The following is a 22,402-nucleotide window of genomic DNA, read 5'->3' as shown; positions in this document are numbered from 1 at the left end:
TATTATTTTCTGTTAATTAGATCTCCTAATTGGGAAGATGTCATAAATTCAACGTTAGGCCATTGTGTTTGTATCTGAGTCAATAAAGTTGTTAAGGCTGCTAAACTTTCTGTACGATTATGTTCTATCAAACGTCCAATAAAGTTTACTCTATGTGAACTAATTACTGCGGGCTTTCCCCATTTAAAGGCATTTTCAATATCATTCATACAACTGCTCACCCAATCTTTACCTGGAGCACTAGGTTCAAAAAAACAATTTCGGGTAATATAAAGTTGTCTACTAGCGTTTTTTTGGCCTAAATAATGAATTCGCTTTTTTTGTATTCCTTGTCCTTGAGGTTCTGACTGTATTTTTGAAGTTGACATATATTTTATACCTGCCTCTGCTGCGGTTTTTTCTAATTCATTATTGAAAGGTCCGTTAGGAGGCACAAAAAAGTCAGCTTTATAGCCATGGATTTGTTCAAACAATTGCAATCCTTCTTTAATAACTGATTTTTGGTATTCTATATCGGAAACGAATTCCAAATCAAAAGCCGCTTGATAATCGATATTAAATTTATTTTTATTTTCAAAACCCCAACAATTGAGTTTAAATGCTTCCATTGTACTCTCTTCTTTGTCTCTCAATTGTCTCATCCAGACTTGTACATTCAAGTGTTCACGACCATGAAATTGTGGTACAAAGAGGTTCTGTGCTATACCTTCTTGCCACATTTTGAAAGTGTTTTTATGTCCGTACCTTTCTAATGTGGTATTAAAAGGTTCATAAAAATATTTTTCAAAATTAGCTTCCTTAATTTTATCAAAATCAGGATTTGCAACCACACTCACAGCCGTAAACACAGGATGTTTTCCGTTTATATCCTTAAATTGTGTTAGTGTTTCATAAAGTGCTTCAAAATCTGCTTCATCTGCTAGTGTATCGTAGTTAGTGTATCGTTGACGTTCTGGATCACCCAAAGAAACATTTTTAGTTTCGAATATTTCTCTAACAAAGTTAGAAGGCATCCGGATACTTCCCCAATCATCCGATTCGATGATAACAATTTTTCTATCGGTTCGCCAACCAGGTAGATTGGAAAGGTTTTTTATTATGGATTTTAGCATTACTGTAGATTACTTTTTAGACTATTAAAAACTTCTTCCCATTTTTTATACGTTTGATCATAAGAAAATCTATTTACATTTTCATACCCATTCAAAGCCATTTGTGATAGTTTGCTAGGATTACTAATTAGTGTAGTTGTTGCATCAACGTATTCATCACTATTGAATGGGGCTACAAGCATTCCGTTTTCATTATGAGTTACAATGTCTTGAGCGGCTGCATAAGAATTAAATAAAATGGGGACACAACCATAACTTTGTGCTTCTACTAATACATTACCAAAACCTTCAAAAGCAGAAGTCATGTGAAATATTTTAGCTTTCTTATAGTATTCATTTGGATTATCTTTGCCAAAGAAAGTAACTCTGTTTAAATTGTTTTCTTTACAATAATTCTCCATAAAAACTTGATCTTCGCCTTCACCAACTACCCAGAATTTCCAATCGGGTAATGTTTTATGTAGTTTTTTCCAAATTTCGAGAAGTAAATCCACTCTTTTTTGCAAGATATTAAGTCTACCTACAAATAGAATTATATTATCTTTCTCTATTTGAGCAATATTTAATATTGGTTTTTCAAAAGGATTACTAATGCTATGTATCTTGTGATTGTACTTCTTTAAATTGGGGGCTAAAAAATAAAGTTCTGGTGTAAATCCTTTAGATAGCATTACAAACGCATCTGTGTTTTTTATAATGTAATTAAGATCAGATCGTTGTTTAATAATATGATATTTCAGAATAATTTTCTGTACGATTTTATTATTTAAAAATCCCAGTTTATTACTATTTAAAAACAATCCTATAAACTGTTTGTAATTGGTGTAAAAATTTAATGGGTTTATTCGAAGAGTATTTATAATCTTTATACCGTCGTTGCTGCTATGTATTAAGTTTTTTGTCAATTTTAAAGAATATCCAGCTTGATTAATGATAATCGAAATTTGTTTTTTTTCTAATATTTTTTTTAATTCAGATTTTCTTTTTTTAAAATCTATAGAAATAATTGGAATTTGATTCCACAATTTTATTTCTGAAGATTGGTAGTTTGAAGTAATAACAATTACGTTGTGACCTTCCTCTTTAAAAATTTTCGCCAGTTTTGATGTACTCCTTTGGACTCCACCTGCGTCAGGATCAAAGGATTGTTCTAAGAATAGAGCTATGTTCATATAGTTTTTTTTAATCGATAAATAATCCTATTACTCCTCTTATGGAATAATCTCCATCACCTAATAGCCATGATACTTGAGGTAGAAATAGTAGAAAGAAACTGAAGGATTGTAGTATATAAGAGAGTTGAAACAAAAACATGGGAATTGATGAAATCAAAAAAAATAATAGTGCTGTATTTAATCTCTTTATTGATTTTATTTTTAAATTATACTTTTTCAAAGTAAGCTGTAAATGTATAGCTGCTGCCAAAATAAAAGTAGCTGCAATCATTTTTGTTCTACCTTGAAGTGAAGGTGAAAATGCTACTAAATTGGAGAAAGCATATACTCCTATACCAACTGCTACCAAAAAAATTAGGTTCCTATCACTCTCTTTTTTTAAGTAAAAAAAAATTAAAATTATAGATAAACCGACAATGCTATAATTCAAATAATTTGTTTCGCCAGATGTCTTATAGAAATTTGAATTTTCAGACTCTTTTTTAGCATTTATGCTATTTTTCTCATAGCGTTTCACATCTTGATCAGAATCGACAGCATATGTGTTTTGTTTTTTTTCTATTAAATCAGATTGTGGTATATAAGCTTTAACAAATGAAAAACCTACTGTCGTAAAGAAAGATACAATGTAAAGAGCTACCAGAATTTTTTTATTTTTTTGTAAGATATAGGCTGTCGTAATAGGCAGTAAAATTAACGCGTAAGAAAAATGGACCAGTACTGAAAATAAAATGACAACTATATACTTTCTGTTTTTTGTTGTTGCCCAACTGTAGGTACCATAAAATAGTACCCACATCCCAGTCCACATTCTAATAGAATTTAGTGCACCGATGCTTCTAATGATAAGTAACAATATGATAAAACCAACTAGAATATAGTTTTTCTTTATTTCTAAATTATTTTTTAAAATAAGCAACACCGATTTTGTGAAAAAATAACCCAATACTAGACCTGAAAATACATGAATTAACTCTGGTTTTTGTAATAGTGAGGTTGAAATAAAGGAAATGCAATGTAAATATATATCTGTAGAACCTTCTGTAGAACTAAACGTTATTATTTCATATGATTTCTTAAAAAACTCTACTAATGACATATCTAAGTAAAACTCTTTAGCATTCATTAAGTGTGAATGCCCATCAGTTCCTACTATATAAACAAATACACTCCCTGCCAACCCAAAAAATAAGGTTCCAAAAAAGGTGATGTCCTTTTCATTTTTCAATTTTAATAGATTAAATAAACCTAAAATAGGTGAAAAAAGAAAAAGTAGTAATAGATATCCTTTTTGAATTTTATCATTTAAGCTGTAATTGTTCTTTAGCATACGTTTAATATTTTATATGGTAGCTATTTGGTTATTTCCCATTGTAATCATATTTGCTAACAATGCTTCTTGGTTTTCTATATTTAATAAACTGTAGAGATCATTCTTTTCAATGTTTTCAAAATTCTGGTCATATAAATTACTTAAATAATTTGAGTAGTTGGTTGTGTATCCATGTATACTATTTAAGGGGTCAAAATACAATACCTTATTTTTAAAGAAAATGGTATCTAGTAAAGAGGAGGAGTGGTCTGCTATTACAAAATCGTAATCGTTTTTTTGAAGAATATCATAAAGTTGACCTTTAATTATTGTTACACCTTCAAATTTGGGATATTCTTTACCAACAGTTATTCTTCCTTGATAAGCATGTGCTTTTACCTCTACCTCAAAATTAAGTTGTTTTAATCTATTGATTAATGTAAATAAAATATCACTATTTTTTTTGTCTAGTGCAGTAGGAACTAACAATATTTTGTTTGAAGTATTTACTTTGTAACTATAATTGTTTCTATAAAATTCATTGTACACTGAATTTCCAAAATTGATTATTTTTAGTTTTTTTAAAGAATTAAATTTACTAAAATGTTCTTCAAAATAAGGCCCCCAAGTTAAAAAAACATCACATTTGGTATATTTATGAGGCATATCGGTTACAAAACCACCTGCATAAACACCATGTTGTATCACTATAAATTTGCTTTTGGGATGGTTGGCTGTCCAAACCTTGTACAAACTTTCACGTTTGGATATCCAGTTTATACTTAAAATGTATTTTGGACGAATAAAAGATAAAATAACATACATGATGCGATGTTTTCTTTTATCTGATGTTTTGAAAGGAATATACTTCCAAATTAAACCTATCTCAAAAAACACATAGTTTTCTTTATTAGTAGGATTACTGGCTAAAGGTTCTGTTTGTCTATGGTGGTTGTAAAGGATGATTTCTTTGCCGGTAACCATTTTAATTAATTTATTTATCAACTATTCGTAGGTTAAATATTTGTTTTTATAAACGTAAAATAAATTATATGCAAGTATTAGAGCGAAACCAACAGCCATTGATTGCGGAAAAATTTCCAAGGCAAAACCTTTAATTTTATAAAGCAACCCTAGAGTGATAAGCCAACCAACTACACCAAGTAAAAATGAAAATAATTTTGCTTTTTGATTATTGACCACATTATAAATATTTGTCCATACATTAAATAAGCCAATAAACCCTGTGATTAGCATCCATTGCCCTGCCTTAACACCATCCAAATAATTAGGAATCAATAATTTCACAAAATAAGGTAAGCTAAACCATCCTATGGGTATGCATATTAAAAATAAAAGAGCACCAATAACTACTGGTTTTACGGCTATTTTAAACAATTGAATTAAGTTTTTACCGGACCCCCATTGATTCGCCATGGTAGCATAGGTTACGGTACTGATAGATCCAGAAACAGCACTTAAGCCACCTTGAACTACAGTGGCTACCGTATATAAACCTAAAGAAAGTGTACCACCAAGGGTCAAAATCATTGTTTTTTGTAATACGGGCCATAAAGAATACACGTTTGTTACCACAAACATAGGAAAACCAAGCCTTAAAAGATGGGTGAAAGATTCTTTTTCATAAGATGGTTTAACCTTGGTTGGGCGCCAGTGCCATGTAAGAATAAGCCCCGATAAAAAACTTAAAACTGCTCGTAAACAAAGACCGTAAAAACCCCATTCATATACAAAGTAAACACTAGCAAAAGAAACAAAGGCCTGCATTAAATTAATGATGGTTAGGTTATTAAAGTCTCGTGTTCCTCTATATAGTACTTTCAGGTATTGCGTGAGGTAAAACCCTTCGATTGAAAGTAACCCTATAACAAAAAAGCCAGCTGCAGATTGGGTATCACCTTCCGTAAGGAAATATGTTGACACGATAAGAGAAATAATTAAGATAATAGAACTTAGCAAAATTGCATAAAATTGTGCAACCTTGGCATATTGCTCAGCAAGCTTAACATCGCCTTTTCCTATGTGTAAAGGCAGCTCTCTTCCAAGAGCAATCGGGATCCCTATTTGTGCAAGAATAATATAGCTAGAAAAAATAGTATAGCTACTAAATTCTCCCATCACTTCTGGAAGTATCCATCTAGCCACAAGTAAACCTGAAATGATAGTCAAGACATTGCCTATTAAACTTGATGAACTCATAAAGAGAATCATAAAATTTGTACTGTCTTTTTTTTTATTTAGGAAATTCAACATTTAAACAGAGCTATTTGATTCATGGTATTGTTATTTTATTTGGTGATAGATTTTATTTTTAAGTTACTTGTTTAAAGTATCGATCATTTGCAATTCAAAACGGTCTCCCATTTCCATATCTGTACTTGCTTGCTTACCTAATATTTCAGGTAAATATCTTGGATGTAATCCAAAACCAGGACGGATAGAACGCACATTTTCTTCGGTAAATAGCTCGCCTTTTTTTATGTCTTTTACTACATACAGTGATCTTGAAAAATCTTTTCCTTTAGCTTGTTTATCTGTCAAGGTGTAATCAACTTTACCAATAGCCAATTCTGCTTCTCGTACTGCTTTTACCATTGCTGTAAATTCTTCTTCGTTCATTGAAAACGACGCATCAGGTCCTCCAATAGCACGATCTAAGATAAAATGCTTTTCTATAATTTTTGCACCAAAGCAGGTTGCCACCACAGGTACTGTACTTCCAATAGTATGATCTGATAAACCTGAAATGACTTCAAATCGTTCCGCTATATCTTTTACCATGCACATATTTGCTTCTTCAATAGGGGCAGGGTAGCTTGAGGTACACTTTAATAACGCAATATCATTGTTACCCACTCTTCTACAAGCATCTAATGCTAGTTCAATATCTTCAATAGTGGCTATTCCTGTTGAAAGGATGATAGGTTTCCCCTTGGAAGCTACATATTCAATTAATGGTATATCGGTAATTTCAAAAGACGCGATTTTATAAGCTGGGGTATTTAAGGACTCCAGTAAATCTACTGCCGTTTTATCAAATGGAGAAGAAAAGCAAACTAAACCTTCTGCGTTGGCAGCATCAAATAATTGTTTGTGCCATTCCCATGGTGTATAGGCTTCTTGATATAATTTATGTAGATTTTGTCCTTCCCAAATGGTTCCTTTTATCTTAAAATCTTCTTTATCAGAATCTAAAGTAATAGTGTTCGCGGTATAGGTTTGTAGTTTTATACAATCTGCTCCAGCGCGTTTCGCTGCTTTAATAGTTTCCAGAGCTACTTCGATACTGCCATTATGATTTGCAGAAAGTTCTGCAATGATAAAAACTTTAGAGCTATTATTTATTTCGAATGTACCTATTTTCATTATTTATATTTTTTTTCGTAAGTAATGTATGCGTCTATCTCACTCACTTGTTGAAACTCTAATGATTTAAAGGTTTTTAACGATGGAATGTTTTCAATACTGACAACACCAATTATTTTAGATAATTCTTTTAATTTAAGTACTTCCTCAATCCCTTTTTCTAAAATTATTTTGCCATATCCTTTGCCATGAAATTGAGGGTCTAACAAGAAACTTAGCAAAGCTTCTTTAATATTGTTTATATCAAAGCGGATAGAACCAATTGGAGTGTTATTTACTTCAGCAATAAAATAGATACAATCTGCTGCTGTTATTTTATTTGAAAACCAGTTTTTGTGATTTGCAAAATAAATTTCTTCTTTTTGAATTGCATATTGGCGTACGATCTTATTCGATGCCCAATCATATGTAATGTTTACATCTTCTAGAGAAGCTAGCCGTAGGGTAAGAGAATGATTTATTTTTGAATGAATTAATACGTCAATATAGTTTTCATTAAACAGACAATGTTCCTTTAAGCGTGCTTCTTCTGTATACCCTGATTTCGATAGGATGCTATACAATTTGGGTCTTAAATCAAAAGCATAGGTAAATATTTTATGTAATTTCAAATCGCTAAAGGCTACCTTTTCAACTAAGTTTAAGTATTCACTCCAAATTTCATCAAATCGATTTTGCTCTAAATTTGTTTGCATGATAAATGAAATCTCCGCATTTTTATCTATCCAATTAATGTGCACTAATCCTCCATAACCAATACATTCTCCATTTTCTAAAAAAGAAAACAAGATCTGATTTGGTTGGTCTTGCTCAAATAATTTTGAAACTATATTCTTAAAATAGCTTTTTTGATTTTCTAAGGTAAGAGGTTGGTTTTGTCGAAGATGATAAATTTGCTCATTGCGCCATTGCATGATTGTTATCCTATCCTCAAAGCGAATAGGAATAAGTGAAAAAATGTCTTTTGAAAATATTTTTTTTTCTAAAACTTTATATCTTTTAGGAAACTCCATACAGTAATTTATATTTTAATTCCGCTAATTTCCAGTCAATTTCATTATCAATATCTTGCACTTCAATTTCAGATAACACTACACACCCTGTATTTTCTGATAAAACACTTTTATTTTTAAACAAGCTTTTGAGGTTGAACCAATAGAATTGTCCTGCATCGTGAAAACTTTCATTTAAATCTTGAGAACGGGAAAGTTCAAATTCTGGTTGAATAAATGATACGCTATCTGCTTCGTTTTTTTTTAATGCTCTTTGTATAGGAAATCCGTATTGTACTATGGGTAAGACGGTTTCGAATTTATCTAATTTTCTAGCTGCTTCAACTAATTTTTTTGTTGAAATGAAAGGAGCACATGGATAAATACAACAGGCTTGGTCAAAAGATTGTCCTCTTTTTTTATAATTCTGCAGTACTTCCTCAATTACTTCATAGGTTGTAGCAAAATCGTTAGACTTTTCATTACTTCGTAAAAATGGGATTTTAGCGCCGTATTTTATAGCAATCTCTGCTATTTCTTCGTCATCTGTAGAAACCATTATTTCATCAAACAAGCCACTTTTAATAGCCACTTCAATTGAATAAGCGATAATAGGTTTACCTAAGAAAATTTTAATGTTTTTTCGAAAAATACGTTTACTGCCACCTCGTGCAGGAATGATACAAATATTAGTCATAAAATTCATGTATGGATGTAATCACAAATTGTTGTTCTTCAGCTGTTAATGTGGGATACATAGGCAAACTGATACAATGTTTGTAATAATTTTCTGCATTAGGCATATCGCCTTCTTTCCAGCCAAATTGTCTGTAATAGGGCATTAAATGGCAAGGAATATAATGGATTTGCGCAAAAATATTTTTAGTTCGTAAATGATTGTATAAACCTAAACGATTTTCTACTTCAAGAATATATAAGTGATAAGCATGCCCTTCAATTACTCCAGATTGCCCTTTGACAAAAGACTGATTTTTAAAAGCCTCTAAATAGGTTGCCGCAATATCTCGTCTTCTTGCAAGTCCTTGATCAGCTCTGCTTAATTGACTTAAGCCTAATGCTGCTTGAAAATCTGTTAGGCGGTAGTTAAACCCTAAATCTTGCATTTCCATATACCATAATGGGTATTGTGTATCACCTCCCGCAAATTCTATAGAATTTGTAAATGCATCTTCAGATTTTACGATGCCGTGTGTCCTAAGTTGTAATAACTTATGGTATAAAGCTTCGTCATTCGTAGTTACCATACCACCTTCACCCGATGCTATGTGTTTTACAGGGTGAAAGGAGAAAATAGCTAAATCAGCAAAGTTTCCATTCCCGCAATTTTGCTCTTTCCCTTTTGAGTCTACAAAAAAACCTCCTGGCGAATGACAAGAATCTTCAATAATCCAAAGATTATACTCATCAGCCAATGCTCTAAATTTTTCTAAATCAACCGCTCTTCCTGCAAAATCTACTGGAATAATCCCACTATAAGTTCCCTTTGGAGATGCTTTGAGCAGTTTTTCAACTGCATTATAGTCTATTAAATACGTTTCAGGGTCAATATCTGCAAATACCACTTCACCATCACAATAACGAACACAATTAGCTGATGCTGCAAAAGTGATTGGTGTAGTAATTACTTTTTGTTCTTTTTTTACGTCTAATGCTAATGTACATAGATGTAAAGCTGCCGTTCCGTTTGCAACAGCTACTGCATATTCTGAACCAATATAATTTGCAAATGCTTTTTCAAATTCTAAGATTTTTGGACCTTGAGTTAAATAATCCGACTTTAAGGTCTCAATTACCGCATCAATATCTTCTGGGGTAATATTTTGTCGTCCGTAGGGAATATTTTTCATTGTTTAAGCTATAAAATTTGCATCTACATGTTCTGTGATTAAAGCTCTTAAGGAATCAATCGTTTCCCATTCACTATTAGTACCAGAGTTGTATGCAAATCCGTGAGGGACGATGTCTGCAGAAAATTCTTTCACAAACTCTTCCAATTTCCATTTAGGATGTGAAGGAAGAATAGTGAAATATTTCCCTAAATCATAAGTGTAAAATGAGTCTGATGGAGTAATCATTTCTTCATGTACCTTTTCTCCTGGTCTGATACCAATTACCTTATGTTCACAGTCAGGACCAATCGCCTCTGCAACATCCATAATTTTATAAGAGGGGATTTTCGGAACAAAAATTTCACCACCCCACGCATGTTCAAGTGCATGCATAACCATATCAACTCCTCCCTCAAGAGATATATTAAAGCGAGTCATCTCTGGATCAGTGATCGGTAATATGCCTTCTTTTTTCTTATTGATAAAAAATGGAATCACTGACCCATTAGAACCCATTACATTTCCGTATCTTACAACTGAGAATCGAATAGGATTCCAACCCGTAATGTTATTAGCTGCAACAAATAGTTTATCAGAGGCTAATTTAGTAGCTCCATACAAATTAATAGGTGCACATGCTTTATCGGTAGAAAGTGCTACTACACGTTCTACACTTGTTTGTAAACAAGCGTCAATAACATTCTGTGCACCATGAATATTAGTCTTAACGCATTCGTCAGGATTGTATTCTGCAATAGGAACATGCTTCATAGCAGCGGCATGTATTATATAATCAATATTTTTAAAAGCTCGTATTAAACGTTCTTTATCACGTACATCTCCAATTAAAAAACGAATTTGGGGGTATTTATGAGAAGGAAAATCTTGAGCCATTTGATATTGTTTTTGCTCATCTCGGGAATAAATAACTAATTTTCGTACATTAGGATAATTTTTTAGGATATGAGCTGTTAAAGCTTTACCTAAAGAACCTGTTCCTCCGGTAATTAAAATTGATTTATTGTTTAACATAAATATTTGATTATGATTTATTTTTATATTATTAATTTACTAGTTTTCTAGCTTTTTTCTGAACTATAATTTATTTAATTTGAGAAGTATTACAATAATTTACTAGACTATCACTAGGACTTAACTATTTTATTTGAATTAACAGCAGTGATCTATTCAGTGAAAGTATTAACTGAATTTTACGAACCAATTGCTTGATATATAAACCCAATTTGTTCCATTTCTTTTTTATCTAATAAATTTCTTCCATCGAAAACAAAAGCAGGCTTCTGCATTTGATTGTATATTTTTTGCCAATCATATGTTTTGAATTCTTCCCATTCTGTTAAAATTGCAATTGCATGGGTTTCATTACAAGCTTCATATGGATTATCTACAACGGTTACTCCTTCTATATTTTCTCCATGAGGTCTTGTTGCTAAATGATTTAAATCAGTATATATTTGATGTTCTTTAACTTTTGGGTCAAAAACAACTAAATTGGCCTGCTCCGCTAGTAAATTATCTGCTACATATATAGCTGCTGATTCTCTAGTATCATTGGTATCTTTCTTGAAAGCCCATCCGAGTATAGCTATTTTTTTACCTGATACAGTATTATATAATTTTTTAACTATATTTTTTGCAAAGCGAGCTGTTTGATGGTCATTCATAATAATTACTTGTTCCCAGTAATCAGCCACTTCATTTAACCCATATGATTTTGCAATATATACCAAGTTTAGTATGTCTTTTTTAAAACAGGAACCTCCGAAACCTACAGAAGATTTTAAAAATTCAGATCCTATTCTGTTGTCCATGCCAATGGCTTTAGCTATTTCACTTATTTCAGCTCCTGTTTTTTCACATAGCTCAGACATGGAATTTATGGATGAAACTCTTTGCGCTAAAAAAGCATTTGCTGTAAGCTTAGATAATTCAGACGACCAAATATTAGTTGTTAAAATTTGATTTTTTGGAACCCAATTTGAATAAATATCAACTAATTTCTGAACTGCTTTTTGACCTTCTGCATCGGTATCCCCTCCAATTAAAACTCGATCAGGATTCAACAAATCAGCTACAGCGGTTCCTTCTGCCAAAAATTCAGGATTAGAAAGAATCTGAAACTTTACGCCATTTCCTGTATGTTCAAGGATATTTTTGATTGCACTGGCAGTTCTAACTGGTAATGTTGATTTTTCAACAACTATCTTATCTGATTTAGCAATTTTAGCAATTTGCCTTGCGCACAATTCAATGTATTTTAAATCAGCGGCCATTCCTTTTCCAACACCGTAGGTTTTAGTAGGTGTATTTACAGAAATGAAAATCATATCTGCTTCATCAATCGCACTATCAACATCAATAGAAAAAAATAAATTTCGTCCTCTTGATTCAGCAACAATTGCACTTAAACCAGGTTCATATATTGGAATATTATCTACATTTGGATCATTCCAATCTGCAATTCTTTTTTCATTTAAATCAACAACAGTAACTTTTATATGAGGGCATTTTTGTGCAATAATAGCCATAGTTGGACCACCTACATAACCTGCTCCTATACAGCAAATATTTTTTATCATATTTTTTTTATTTTTTTTTGTTTTCAAGCTTTATTATTTTGATTATTATTTCGAAAACATTGATATTTTTTTTACTAAATTTTCTGATATTTTTTAAAGTTGTCAGAAGTCCTTGGTAATTACCATTTTATTAGCATGTATAATTAAGTAATATTCAATAGTTCTTTTCGTAAAGCACTACTCGAAAAGCGATGATCTCTCTTGTTGAAATACAGTTCTATTTCGTTCTCTTCACAATATGATCTTTCTGTAAAGTTTTGGTCTTGATATTCTACGCCAACTATTCGAAAATCTAGCTAAAAGGACTTTAATATTTCTTCAAGATCTTGTTCTGTTGTATCTGGAACAATTTCATATACAAACTTGTAGCCATTGAGTTGAATATAATGCTTTACAATTGTTTGTGCTGGTTTATTTTTTGAGGGTCTATACTATGGTAGGATGTTTGTAAACCACAAATTAAATAATCGCATTTAATTTGTGCTCATTCAAGCATTTTAATATGACCTGCATACAATACATCGAATGCTCTAAAAGTTATCGCTATTTTCATGATTTTTAACGGCTTCGCCGTTATGAGTCACATAATGTGTTCATTAAATATATTTAGTAAAAAAATATCGTTATTCTAATGTTAGTTGAACCCAAAATTACCTAGTTCAATGGTCCTGTTAAATTAGGGCTACTCTTTATCTATTAGCTATTTGATAATTTTTTTGATATTAATAATTTTTATAACTTTTAAATATTAAAGAACAAAAGTGAGTAATCTTTGGATGGGAAAAAGGTTGAATGTAATAAGTGGTTGAATATCCAGGATAGGTGAAGGTGCTGGGTTTTTGATTAATGTTTTTATTAGGAGTTAGAAATGAAAGTACATATTCAATAATAGAAAAGTTAGTGATTTCATTTTAAAAGAGTTAACCAAGGTGAAGAGATTTGTATAATCATATTGTTAGGGCACAGAAACCTATTCTGAAGTTCAGCGACTATTTTATTATCTAATTTCTATTTTTTAAATTATTACTCGATTATTTTAAGAAATAAATAGTAAATGGATGCTTATAGGTTTTTAAAAATAAATTTGTATGCACATAAGAAGTTCAAAAGCACTAAGGTTCTAAAACACTTATTACATGTGCTTCACACTTGTTATTTATTTTTCTTGATTTATTTTTAAGATAAAAGTAAATCAAGAACATAAATATAATTAAAAACTAAAATTATGATAAATCTACTTTATTTTAGAATCGAGCCACATCTTAGAGAACAAATAGAAAACTTCGCCGCAAGTTCTTCAAGTCAAAAAATAAATTTTCAAACAACCGATGATATTGAAGAATTTAAAGTTTTATATGCAAAGAACTATTTTGAAATAATCATTATTGATCCAAGTCAAAATAAGGTTGAAATTATTGATTTATTAAAAAAAGTAGTCTTAACAAATTCTAAGTTAATTGTTTTTTCATCTGCTAAAATTGATGCTTTTGAATTCATCAACTTTAATGTTTTTGGCTTTTTACCATATCCTCTTGACGCGGTGCTAGTACTAACAATTATAAATAGATGCATAAATAAGATTACGGGAGAAAATGAAGCTCTTCAACTAAAAGTAGCTGAAAAGAAATTCCAGAATTTTATATCAATAAATTCAGTACAGAAAATTGAGTTAATAAAAACAGAAGATATTAGTCATTTTGAAGCAGACGGCAGATACACGAATGTATATTTAACCAATGGTGTTAGTAAAATGGCTAGTAAAAATTTGGGTGAATTTCAAAAGTTATTAAATCCAGATATTTTTTGTCGAATCCATCATAAATTTATTATAAATATGAATAACGTTCTCAATATTTTGAAATCAGATGGGTATTACTGTGAAATGACGAACAATAAAAATATCCCTGTTTCTAAAAGGAAACTAGAAAATTTGAATTCTATATTGAACTTAGGAAAAACACTTATTTAAAAAGAGATTGGTTCTAGGGCAATATTATTTATTTGATATATCAGTTTGAAATAAATATTTCAATAAAATATTATAATATATAGGTGGTTTAGGTTGTCATTAAATCAGGATTAATACCACTTATGAAAATTTAAAGTTCACTTATTACTAATCAAAATCAAACATTGTTGTAGGAGAGTACTTTTACAACTTAAATTAAACTACCGTGGAAGATACGATACCAAAATTTTTTATAACCTCATTTTTTTCATCAGATAACATGTACTTGTTTTTTTTTATTATTGCTTGGGCAATTAGTTACATTAGTTTTCCGGTAATTATCAATATTTCTAAAGTAAAGGGACTAACTGCAATACCATCAGACAGAAGTTCTCATACTGTAAAAACACCTAATCTTGGAGGTGTAGGTATTTTTATGGGATTTATATTAGCCTTTACAGGTTTTGGTTCCATATTTGATATTGGTTCGAATTATAATTTGATAGGTTCTCTCGTTGTTCTATTTTTTTTGGGGTTAAAAGATGATATATTAGTTTTATCAGCAAAAACAAAATTTATAGTTCAGTTTGGAATAGCCTTATTAATAACTTTGAACTCTAGTATTTCAATTAATAGTCTTTTTGGTATTTTTGGCATCTACAAAATAGGAATCATTCCAGCTATTGCGCTAACAACATTTGTATATGTACTCATAATTAATTCATATAATCTTATTGATGGAATTGATGGGTTGGCAGGAATAATTGCTATTTGTTTTCTAAGTGTTAGCAGCATTTTATTTTACAATTCCCATTCAATCACACTGCTCATCATTTCTCTAACTTTACTGGGGTCGATATTAGCTTTTTTGCAATACAATTTTTCTAGGAGAAAGAAAATTTTTATGGGCGATACTGGTTCTATGATTGTTGGTTTTTTAATATCTTTTTTGGTAATTAATATTCTTAATTTAAAGGAAATAAATTTCGGACTTTTTTCATATACGACCAGTCCAACTTTATTAATAGCTTTGTTATTTTATCCACTGGTAGATACGGCTAGGATATTTTTTGTCAGGCTTGTAATTTTGAAGAAAAGTCCATTTAATGCAGATAAAAATCATATTCATCATAGGCTATTAGCTTTGGGGTTTAATCATTGTCAAATATCTATTTTTGTAGGTCTATTTACTTTTGTATTGGCTTTTATCAGTTTATTAATGATAAATGAAACTATCTATTTTCAATTGTTTAGTATCATATTTTTAGGGATGTTGCTCTTTTCGTTACCTCTTATTCTTGAAAAAATGAGATCGATGACCTTTAATTTTTTAGGGGATGCTATTTTACCATTTGTAATAATGTTGTCTATTGGTCTAATGCAGTCTTGTGCTACAAAAAAAGATATTCTATATTTAAATGACAATAATAGTAATGCTATTAGTGACATTAAACTAAATAATCAAAAAATTGAATCTAATGATATTTTATCAATTAAAATTTATTCATTAGACCCGGAGTCTTCCAAAATATATAATATTGATTTACTTGAAAGTAGTACAAGTGTAAATAGTATTGAGATCATTAAACTTAAAAGTTATTTGGTATCGGATCAAGGAGATATCACAATGCCAGTGTTAGGGACTTTAATGGTAAACAATAAAAGTACTTTAGAGTTAGAAGGATATCTAAAAAATAAATTGATAGGTGAAGGGCATTTAAAAGAACCTATTGTTAAGGTTCGAATTTTAAACTCAAAAATTACGGTTTTAGGAGAAGTTAGATCACCAGGAATGTATACTTTTTATGAAAAGAATTTGACCATCTTTCAAGCGCTTGGTTTGGCTGGAGATTTGACAATTAATGGCAAAAGAAAAGATGTTTTGTTAATACGAAATGAAAATGACACTAAAACCATTTACCATATAGATTTAACTTCTAAAAATTGGATGGATACTCAATTATATTACATAAAAAAAAACGATGTAATAATAGTAAACCCGAATGAGTCCAAAATAAAATCCTCAGGTATAATCGGAAATACTGGAACCTTTGTCTCTGTTATATCCTTTCTACTCACTGCATTGTTACTAATAAAAAAATAATACCATTGGATAATACATTTGAAGAACAATTCGACCTTAAAAAGGAAATATTTAGCTATTTATCCTACTGGAAATATTTTTTACTCAGTGCAATATTTACGCTATTTGTAGCCTATTTTTATCTACGTTATACAAGCCCTGTGTATGCTATTGAATCCAAAATCAAGATTCTTGAAGAAAGTAACAAAGGATTGAAACTACCCTCAGAGCTTTTGGGGATGATGGCGAGTAGGAGTGGGATTAACCTCGATAATGAAATTGAAACGATGAAATCGAGACGGTTATTTGCACCTGTTGTGTCGCAGCTAAACCTTATGACTTCCTATTCTACTACTGGTCGATTTAGAGATACTCAACTTTGGAATTCACCAATAAGTGTAGTTGCACTAGTGGCAGATGATGTCTTATTTAGTTCAATCAATTTATCTATTACATTAAAAAAAGACGGTTATTTAATAAAGCAGGAAAATAAGAGAGATTTTTACGTAAAGGGTACCCACGTTAAAACTAAAATTAATAATGTTGAAATTAGTATCGAACCAAATTTAAATTCCAAGGCGACATTAGATAGCAGAGAGATAAAGGTAAAAATTGTTACATTTAGATCGGCTTTAGAATCATTAATGGGAAAGATTGCCATTGGTAACGTAGGGAAAGATAGCGATATACTCTCTATAAAAGTACAGGATGTCAATACAGATCGAGGTATAGCTATAATAGATAAAATAGTAGAGGTATTTAATCAAGATGGAATAAATGACCGCAGATTAGTAAATAAAAAAACTGTAGAATTTATTGATGATCGTTTCAAAAATTTAAAATTTGAACTGGATAGTATAGAAAGTCATAAAAGAGATTTTAAAAAAGCTAACGATATCAGTTATATTGAGGCTGATGCAGCAATTGATATTTCTAGAAAGTCAAAGTCTGACGAGAATTTATTTAGAATAGAAACGCAGATACAGCTATCTAAAATATTAAAAGATGCGCTAAATAGTGCAAAATATTCTGTTTTACCAGCAAATATAGGTCTTGATAATGAAATAATTAATAGCATAGTAAATGATTATAACTCATTAGTTATACAAAGAGAAAGATTGATAAAAACTGCTGGTAATGATAATCCAGTTTTGAATGGATTGGATGCACAAATTATTGTGTTAAAAAATAGTATAAATGAATCTGTGGTTACCTACAACAAACAACTAAAAGTTAGTTTATCACAACAGCAATTTGATTTTTCAAAATCTTCGGAGATAGTTTTTCAAATTCCATCGAATGAGAAAACACTTAGGAGTATTGATAGACAACAACAAATCAAAGAAAATTTATATTTGTTATTACTTCAGAAAAGAGAAGAATCTGCAATAGCTTATGCTGTAACAGCTCCTTCGATTAAAATTATTGAATATGCTAATGCAAGTCTAGGACCTATTGCACCTAAAAGAAATATAACGCTATTGGTGGCATTATTTCTAGGTTTAGGCCTCCCGTTTGGTATTATTTTTATCTATAATTTACTAGATACTAAAGTTAAGGATGCCAAAGATTTGTTTTTTAGAAAATCTCAGATTCCAGTTGTTGCAGAGATTCCATTTTTTAAAGATTTTAAATTATTTAAAGATAAAAATGACCGTTCTGTTCACGCCGAAAGTTTTAGAATTTTATCTTCTAATGTTAATTTTTCACTACCGTCAAAAGATAATAATGTGGGGCAAGTGATTTTGGTAACTTCTTCTATCATGAGCGAAGGCAAAACATTTATCGCAACAAATTTAAGTCTTGCTTTTGCGAGTTATAATAAAAAAGTATTACTTGTAGGAGCAGATATGCGTAAACCTAAGCTCCATATTTCTTTGGATATGGCTAATGTAGATAAAGGTTTGTCGACTTACTTGCATAATAAAAATGTGTCATGGAAAGAGGTGGTAGTAGATAGAAACCCTTATAATGAAAACTTGGATATCATTTTTTCAGGAAGTATTCCACCAAATCCTTCGAATATTATTTCAAATGGTAGGTTTGAAGAATTTATAAATGAGGCCAAAAAAGAGTACGATTATATTATAGTAGATACAGCTCCAACCATATATGTAAATGATACTTTTTTGATTGCAGGTAGTGCAGACTTAACTTTGTATGTAACTATGCAAAACTATACAGAAAAACAGTTAATTGCCTATGCAGCTACTTTAAGTGAGAGTGCTAAAATTAAAAATATGGTTTTTATACTCAATGGAATTCAAGAAAAAGGCGGGTACAGCTATAATTATGGATATGGATATGGTTATAATAATGAAATCGAGAGTAGTAGAAATTTCTTCAAAAATCCATTTTTATTTATTAAATCCTATTTACATAATAATAGATCTTAATAAAAGGCTGCAGAGCACTATATATTTTTCTTATAGTATATTAAGTAGTTATTTATCGAAAATAATGTAGCGAAAATAATTATAAATTCACTTATTACTCCAGTACAACACTTATTACAAGGGTCAAAATTGAACATCCTATTATCGTAATTTTACTAGAGCTTGCTTTGTTATTGAAGTATTTTAAATGTTCTTATAACTTTTATAATATAAATAAAATACCGTAAAAAAGTTTTTTTAGGAATTATATTAATTATCATATTTTATAAATTGTCAATTTTTTTAAATTTTAAATGGAATGAAAATACTTTACACTTTACTTTTAACTTTATTGCTGTGTAGTTCAAACATCATGTTAGCAGCTACTTATACAAGTTCTGCTTCTGGAAATTGGAATAGTTCTTCCACTTGGTCGCCAAGTGGTGTGCCAACCACCGGGGACATTGTTAATATTGGTAATCATACCGTTACCGTCACAGCTAATGCTACTTGTTCCTCTATTAATTCATTGTCTGGTACTGCACTAGCTCAATTAGTTATAAATAAAGGTTTCTCATTAATTGTAAGTGGTAATTTTTCAGTTAGGCCTAGTAATATAGTCAACAATGATACTTATATCTCTGGAGGAGGTAGTCTTCAAGTTTTAGATGTTGTAATTGGACTTGATGAGATGGATAATTCTTACCCTACTAGCACCAAGTTAACTACGCTATATGTGGATAATGTTACCTTATTTAAAATTACAGGAAATATTGTTTCTACGACTCCTGTAAAGGGAAGTTTATATAACGAGTCAAGACTTAGACATCGTTCTGGAGTGATCGATCTTGATGGTATTTTATCCATACCAGCCGTTGGTTCAGGACCGACTGCCTTAGGATATAGAACAGATAATGATAATCAAGGTTCACCATTTATAATATTCAGGAATACCGACCCAACTATTCCTACAGATGTTCAGAAGGGGCCTAATTTTACTGGGGGTAGTGTAGAATTTAGATCTACCGCAACTACTAATTATACACTTCCGAGTTTAGCTTACAAAGATTTAATTCTAAATTCAAACAGAACTTTTATATCTGGGGGGTCAAGTACTTCAATTGTAAGCGGAGGAAGTATGAATTTGAAATTAGGAGTCTTTTCTTCGTCAGCAGCAAATCAGATGAGACTGAACGATGGTGCTACTATTTATAGGTCAGTTGGTACTTTTGCATCTGGTACTAATTCCCGATTAAGATTGGCTACAAAATCAGCTCAATACAACGTTGTTTACGAACAGAATTCTATTCCGACAGCTATAAATGATTTGCCAGCGTATTATCCAGGAAGTACAATATTAAATTCTATAAAGACAGTTGAAGTTAATTCAACTAATGGAGTTGTTCTGAATACAAATACGATTGTAGTGGAAAATTTATATTTAAATGTTAATTGTACAATAACAGGTACAGGTAGAGTTAACGTAACAGATGTTTTAGACATTCCAAATGGTTCAATTGTAAATTTGCCAGATAATTTTATATATTTAATATCAGATGAACTCAAAACTGCACGAATTGCAGCTTTAAAGAATGGCACAGTGATAAATGGAAAGGTTGTTGTTGAGCGATACTTACCAAATAATCAAAGAAGTTGGAGGCTTTTGACTGCACCAGTTAAAGGTAGTACAGGGAATACAGTTTGGGAAAATTGGCAAAATAATGGAACGTATACAGGATTAGATCATGGTGTCGACCTGTGGGGGCCTGACGGTACGTTAACTGCTGAAGATACTGGATCTTCCTTACAGGTAAGTTCTGTTGGAAATGGTTTAACTTATATTAATAATTCAAGTTACAATTTACGAAAATTTGATAATACTCTAGGTACTTGGTCTTATGTAACAAATACTTTGTCCCAACCTTTATTCACAGCTTCTATAAACCAGGGGTTTTTATTATTTGCTTCAAATTCCTTTTTATTATCAAGTAATTTAGAAGGTGTTGCAAATACTGGAAGCACACAAGCCTTACTTAGTGCTTCTGGTACACTCAATATTGGTGATGTAAGTTATAATAATATTGCTTCCAACAAATTTTATTTAATAGGTAATCCTTACGCTAGTCCGATTGATTTTAAATCCGTTTTAGATGAACCTGAAAATAATGGTGTTAATAAGATTTGGGTAATCGATCCAACAATTGGATTAGGAAGCTATGTTGCTTGGGATCCTATGATAGGTTATAGTAACTCGGGTACGGTGTTTAATGGAAGCACAATTTTACAATCAGGACAAGCTTTTTTTGTTAGGGCATCTTCTACAACAACCTCATTAACAATTAAAGAATCACATAAAAGTAGTGCCGTAGCTAATACGACCTTAAATAAGTTTAGTTCGACCAAAATTAATGCATCACCAGCTTTATTTAGAGTAATTTTAGAAAAACAAGTTGATGATATTTATTCCAATAGGGATGGTTGTGTAGCTGCTTTTTATGATGGTGGTAATAATGGTTTAGATATTAATGATGGTAGAAAAATTAGTAATATAGGTGAAAACTTAGCCTTATTTACAAATAATTTTTCGTTGTCAATTGAACACAGAGCTTCAATAGTGGATAATGATTTTTTAACAGTCCGTATAACAGATGCTCTAGTAGGAATTAATTACAAGTTGAAGTTATATGGTACTAATTTTACTTACTCTGGGAAGGCCTATTTGAAAGATTTATTTAACGGTTCAAAAACTGAATTACCCTTAGATGGATCAATTTTTGAATATATTTTTCAAGTTACTACTGATGCGAAAAGTGTTGGAAATCGTTTTGAAGTTGTATTTCAGCAGGAGTCATCTTTAAAAACTGCAGACGTAGTTACTACAAATTTCAGTGTATATCCAAATCCTGCCAATAGTCAGGATGCTATTATGGTAAATCTTGAAGAAGGAAAATCATCAGATAGTTATTTATATAAGATATATAATACTGTAGGACAGTTAGTTTGTAACGGTGATTTTTTAATAGATAATGGTGTTGGATCAATAAAACTTGATGGTAAATTAGGTGCTGGACTATATTTTATTGAAATATACAATTTAAAAAATAGTGATCGATCTACTACAAAAATAATTATTAAATAAATATTTAGTTATGAATTTAAAAAAACTCATTTTAATGTATTCTATTTTGTTTTCTACTCTATGTTTTTCTCAAGGTTGGGATCCAGGTCCTGACCCAGGATTTGGTGGTGGATCTGGAGACCCGGCAAAGGAGCCGGTACCTTTACCCATTGATGGTATAGAATTTCCTTTATTGATTACAGGTATAATTATAGCGATTGTATTGATTAGAAAAAACCGAGAAGTAGAAATATATTAATAAATGTTCTTGTATTTTTTAATACAAGAAGACACTGCCAGAGAGTATTGCTTTCTATTTTAAAAAAAATAATTAAAGCTAAGAATTTTTAACTTATAAGTAATGGTCAAAATTTAATGTCGTATTTTGTTCCGAAATTAGTCAGGACAAAATTTAATTTTTCTTTGAGGTTTTCGAATGATTTATAAGCA

General features: G+C 30.7%; 16 protein-coding genes and 1 pseudogene. 5 read left to right on the top strand and 12 right to left on the bottom strand.

The window, feature by feature from the left end:
- Positions 1-2 precede the first annotated feature (2 nt).
- The 12 genes and pseudogenes from M2326_RS12705 to M2326_RS12650 form a co-directional block, all read right to left on the bottom strand.
- A complete protein-coding gene (locus tag M2326_RS12705; RefSeq protein WP_264619933.1) occupies positions 3-1,112 on the bottom strand; it encodes a polysaccharide deacetylase family protein in 1,110 nt (369 codons plus the stop codon).
- A complete protein-coding gene (locus tag M2326_RS12700; RefSeq protein ID WP_264619932.1) occupies positions 1,112-2,284 on the bottom strand; it encodes a glycosyltransferase in 1,173 nt (390 codons plus the stop codon). The genes M2326_RS12705 and M2326_RS12700 overlap by 1 nt, the downstream gene beginning before the upstream one ends.
- 10 nt (positions 2,285-2,294) lie before the next feature.
- Positions 2,295-3,617, bottom strand: a complete 1,323-nt coding sequence (locus M2326_RS12695; protein ID WP_264619931.1) for a hypothetical protein — start codon at positions 3,615-3,617, stop codon at positions 2,295-2,297.
- 12 nt (positions 3,618-3,629) lie between these two features.
- Complete coding sequence (locus tag M2326_RS12690) at positions 3,630-4,583, bottom strand: hypothetical protein (RefSeq protein WP_264619930.1); 954 nt, start codon at positions 4,581-4,583, stop codon at positions 3,630-3,632.
- A gap of 21 nt (positions 4,584-4,604) precedes the next feature.
- Complete coding sequence (locus M2326_RS12685; protein WP_264619929.1) at positions 4,605-5,873, bottom strand: lipopolysaccharide biosynthesis protein; 1,269 nt, start codon at positions 5,871-5,873, stop codon at positions 4,605-4,607.
- Between the two features lie 63 nt (positions 5,874-5,936).
- Positions 5,937-6,986, bottom strand: a complete 1,050-nt coding sequence (gene pseI / locus M2326_RS12680) for a pseudaminic acid synthase (protein ID WP_264619928.1) — start codon at positions 6,984-6,986, stop codon at positions 5,937-5,939.
- Positions 6,986-7,999, bottom strand: coding sequence for a GNAT family N-acetyltransferase (locus M2326_RS12675; protein ID WP_264619927.1), 1,014 nt, complete (start codon positions 7,997-7,999; stop codon positions 6,986-6,988). Before M2326_RS12675 ends, pseI begins: the two co-directional genes overlap by 1 nt.
- Entirely contained in the window at positions 7,986-8,675 is a 690-nt protein-coding gene (gene pseF, locus M2326_RS12670) for a pseudaminic acid cytidylyltransferase (RefSeq protein WP_264619926.1), read from the bottom strand. Before pseF ends, M2326_RS12675 begins: the two co-directional genes overlap by 14 nt.
- Entirely contained in the window at positions 8,668-9,846 is a 1,179-nt protein-coding gene (pseC, locus tag M2326_RS12665) for a UDP-4-amino-4,6-dideoxy-N-acetyl-beta-L-altrosamine transaminase (protein WP_264619925.1), read from the bottom strand. Before pseC ends, pseF begins: the two co-directional genes overlap by 8 nt.
- 3 nt (positions 9,847-9,849) lie before the next feature.
- Positions 9,850-10,860, bottom strand: a complete 1,011-nt coding sequence (gene pseB, locus M2326_RS12660; protein ID WP_264619924.1) for a UDP-N-acetylglucosamine 4,6-dehydratase (inverting) — start codon at positions 10,858-10,860, stop codon at positions 9,850-9,852.
- A gap of 179 nt (positions 10,861-11,039) precedes the next feature.
- Positions 11,040-12,428, bottom strand: coding sequence for a nucleotide sugar dehydrogenase (locus M2326_RS12655; protein WP_264619956.1), 1,389 nt, complete (start codon positions 12,426-12,428; stop codon positions 11,040-11,042).
- A gap of 143 nt (positions 12,429-12,571) precedes the next feature.
- Positions 12,572-12,981 (bottom strand): annotated as a pseudogene (locus M2326_RS12650) (adenylyltransferase/cytidyltransferase family protein).
- Between the two features lie 672 nt (positions 12,982-13,653).
- On the opposite strand from M2326_RS12650, the gene M2326_RS12645 reads away from it, so the two are divergent.
- From M2326_RS12645 to M2326_RS12625, 5 genes are all read left to right on the top strand, one after another.
- Complete coding sequence (locus M2326_RS12645) at positions 13,654-14,397, top strand: LytR/AlgR family response regulator transcription factor (protein ID WP_264619923.1); 744 nt, start codon at positions 13,654-13,656, stop codon at positions 14,395-14,397.
- A 205-nt stretch (positions 14,398-14,602) separates the two neighbouring features.
- Positions 14,603-16,480, top strand: a complete 1,878-nt coding sequence (locus M2326_RS12640; protein WP_264619922.1) for a polysaccharide biosynthesis/export family protein — start codon at positions 14,603-14,605, stop codon at positions 16,478-16,480.
- Positions 16,481-16,485: 5 nt separating this feature from the next.
- Entirely contained in the window at positions 16,486-18,855 is a 2,370-nt protein-coding gene (locus M2326_RS12635) for a GumC family protein (RefSeq protein WP_264619921.1), read from the top strand.
- A gap of 298 nt (positions 18,856-19,153) precedes the next feature.
- Complete coding sequence (locus M2326_RS12630; RefSeq protein ID WP_264619920.1) at positions 19,154-21,973, top strand: T9SS type A sorting domain-containing protein; 2,820 nt, start codon at positions 19,154-19,156, stop codon at positions 21,971-21,973.
- Between the two features lie 34 nt (positions 21,974-22,007).
- The gene (locus M2326_RS12625) at positions 22,008-22,211 is read left to right on the top strand and encodes a hypothetical protein (RefSeq protein ID WP_264619919.1); all 204 of its coding nucleotides are present in this window, start codon (positions 22,008-22,010) and stop codon (positions 22,209-22,211) included.
- Positions 22,212-22,402 lie beyond the last annotated feature (191 nt).

The organism is Flavobacterium psychraerolatum (assembly GCF_025960985.1).
In the GTDB taxonomy this organism is placed as follows: domain Bacteria; phylum Bacteroidota; class Bacteroidia; order Flavobacteriales; family Flavobacteriaceae; genus Flavobacterium.
Note: the sequence above shows the minus strand (reverse complement) of the source record. Positions and strands in the feature narration are given on the sequence as shown.

Excerpts from the sequence above, each read along its gene's own strand:
- M2326_RS12675 (WP_264619927.1), bottom strand. The coding sequence starts at position 7,999 with ATGGAGTTTCCTAAAAGATATAAAGTTTTAGAAAAAAAAATATTTTCA.
- pseC (WP_264619925.1), bottom strand. The coding sequence starts at position 9,846 with ATGAAAAATATTCCCTACGGACGACAAAATATTACCCCAGAAGATATT.
- M2326_RS12625 (WP_264619919.1), top strand. The coding sequence starts at position 22,008 with ATGTATTCTATTTTGTTTTCTACTCTATGTTTTTCTCAAGGTTGGGAT.
- pseB (WP_264619924.1), bottom strand. The coding sequence starts at position 10,860 with ATGTTAAACAATAAATCAATTTTAATTACCGGAGGAACAGGTTCTTTA.
- M2326_RS12705 (WP_264619933.1), bottom strand. The coding sequence starts at position 1,112 with ATGCTAAAATCCATAATAAAAAACCTTTCCAATCTACCTGGTTGGCGA.
- M2326_RS12685 (WP_264619929.1), bottom strand. The coding sequence starts at position 5,873 with ATGTTGAATTTCCTAAATAAAAAAAAAGACAGTACAAATTTTATGATT.
- pseF (WP_264619926.1), bottom strand. The coding sequence starts at position 8,675 with ATGACTAATATTTGTATCATTCCTGCACGAGGTGGCAGTAAACGTATT.
- pseI (WP_264619928.1), bottom strand. The coding sequence starts at position 6,986 with ATGAAAATAGGTACATTCGAAATAAATAATAGCTCTAAAGTTTTTATC.
- M2326_RS12645 (WP_264619923.1), top strand. The coding sequence starts at position 13,654 with ATGATAAATCTACTTTATTTTAGAATCGAGCCACATCTTAGAGAACAA.
- M2326_RS12700 (WP_264619932.1), bottom strand. The coding sequence starts at position 2,284 with ATGAACATAGCTCTATTCTTAGAACAATCCTTTGATCCTGACGCAGGT.
- M2326_RS12690 (WP_264619930.1), bottom strand. The coding sequence starts at position 4,583 with ATGGTTACCGGCAAAGAAATCATCCTTTACAACCACCATAGACAAACA.
- M2326_RS12655 (WP_264619956.1), bottom strand. The coding sequence starts at position 12,428 with ATGATAAAAAATATTTGCTGTATAGGAGCAGGTTATGTAGGTGGTCCA.
- M2326_RS12695 (WP_264619931.1), bottom strand. The coding sequence starts at position 3,617 with ATGCTAAAGAACAATTACAGCTTAAATGATAAAATTCAAAAAGGATAT.
- M2326_RS12630 (WP_264619920.1), top strand. The coding sequence starts at position 19,154 with ATGAAAATACTTTACACTTTACTTTTAACTTTATTGCTGTGTAGTTCA.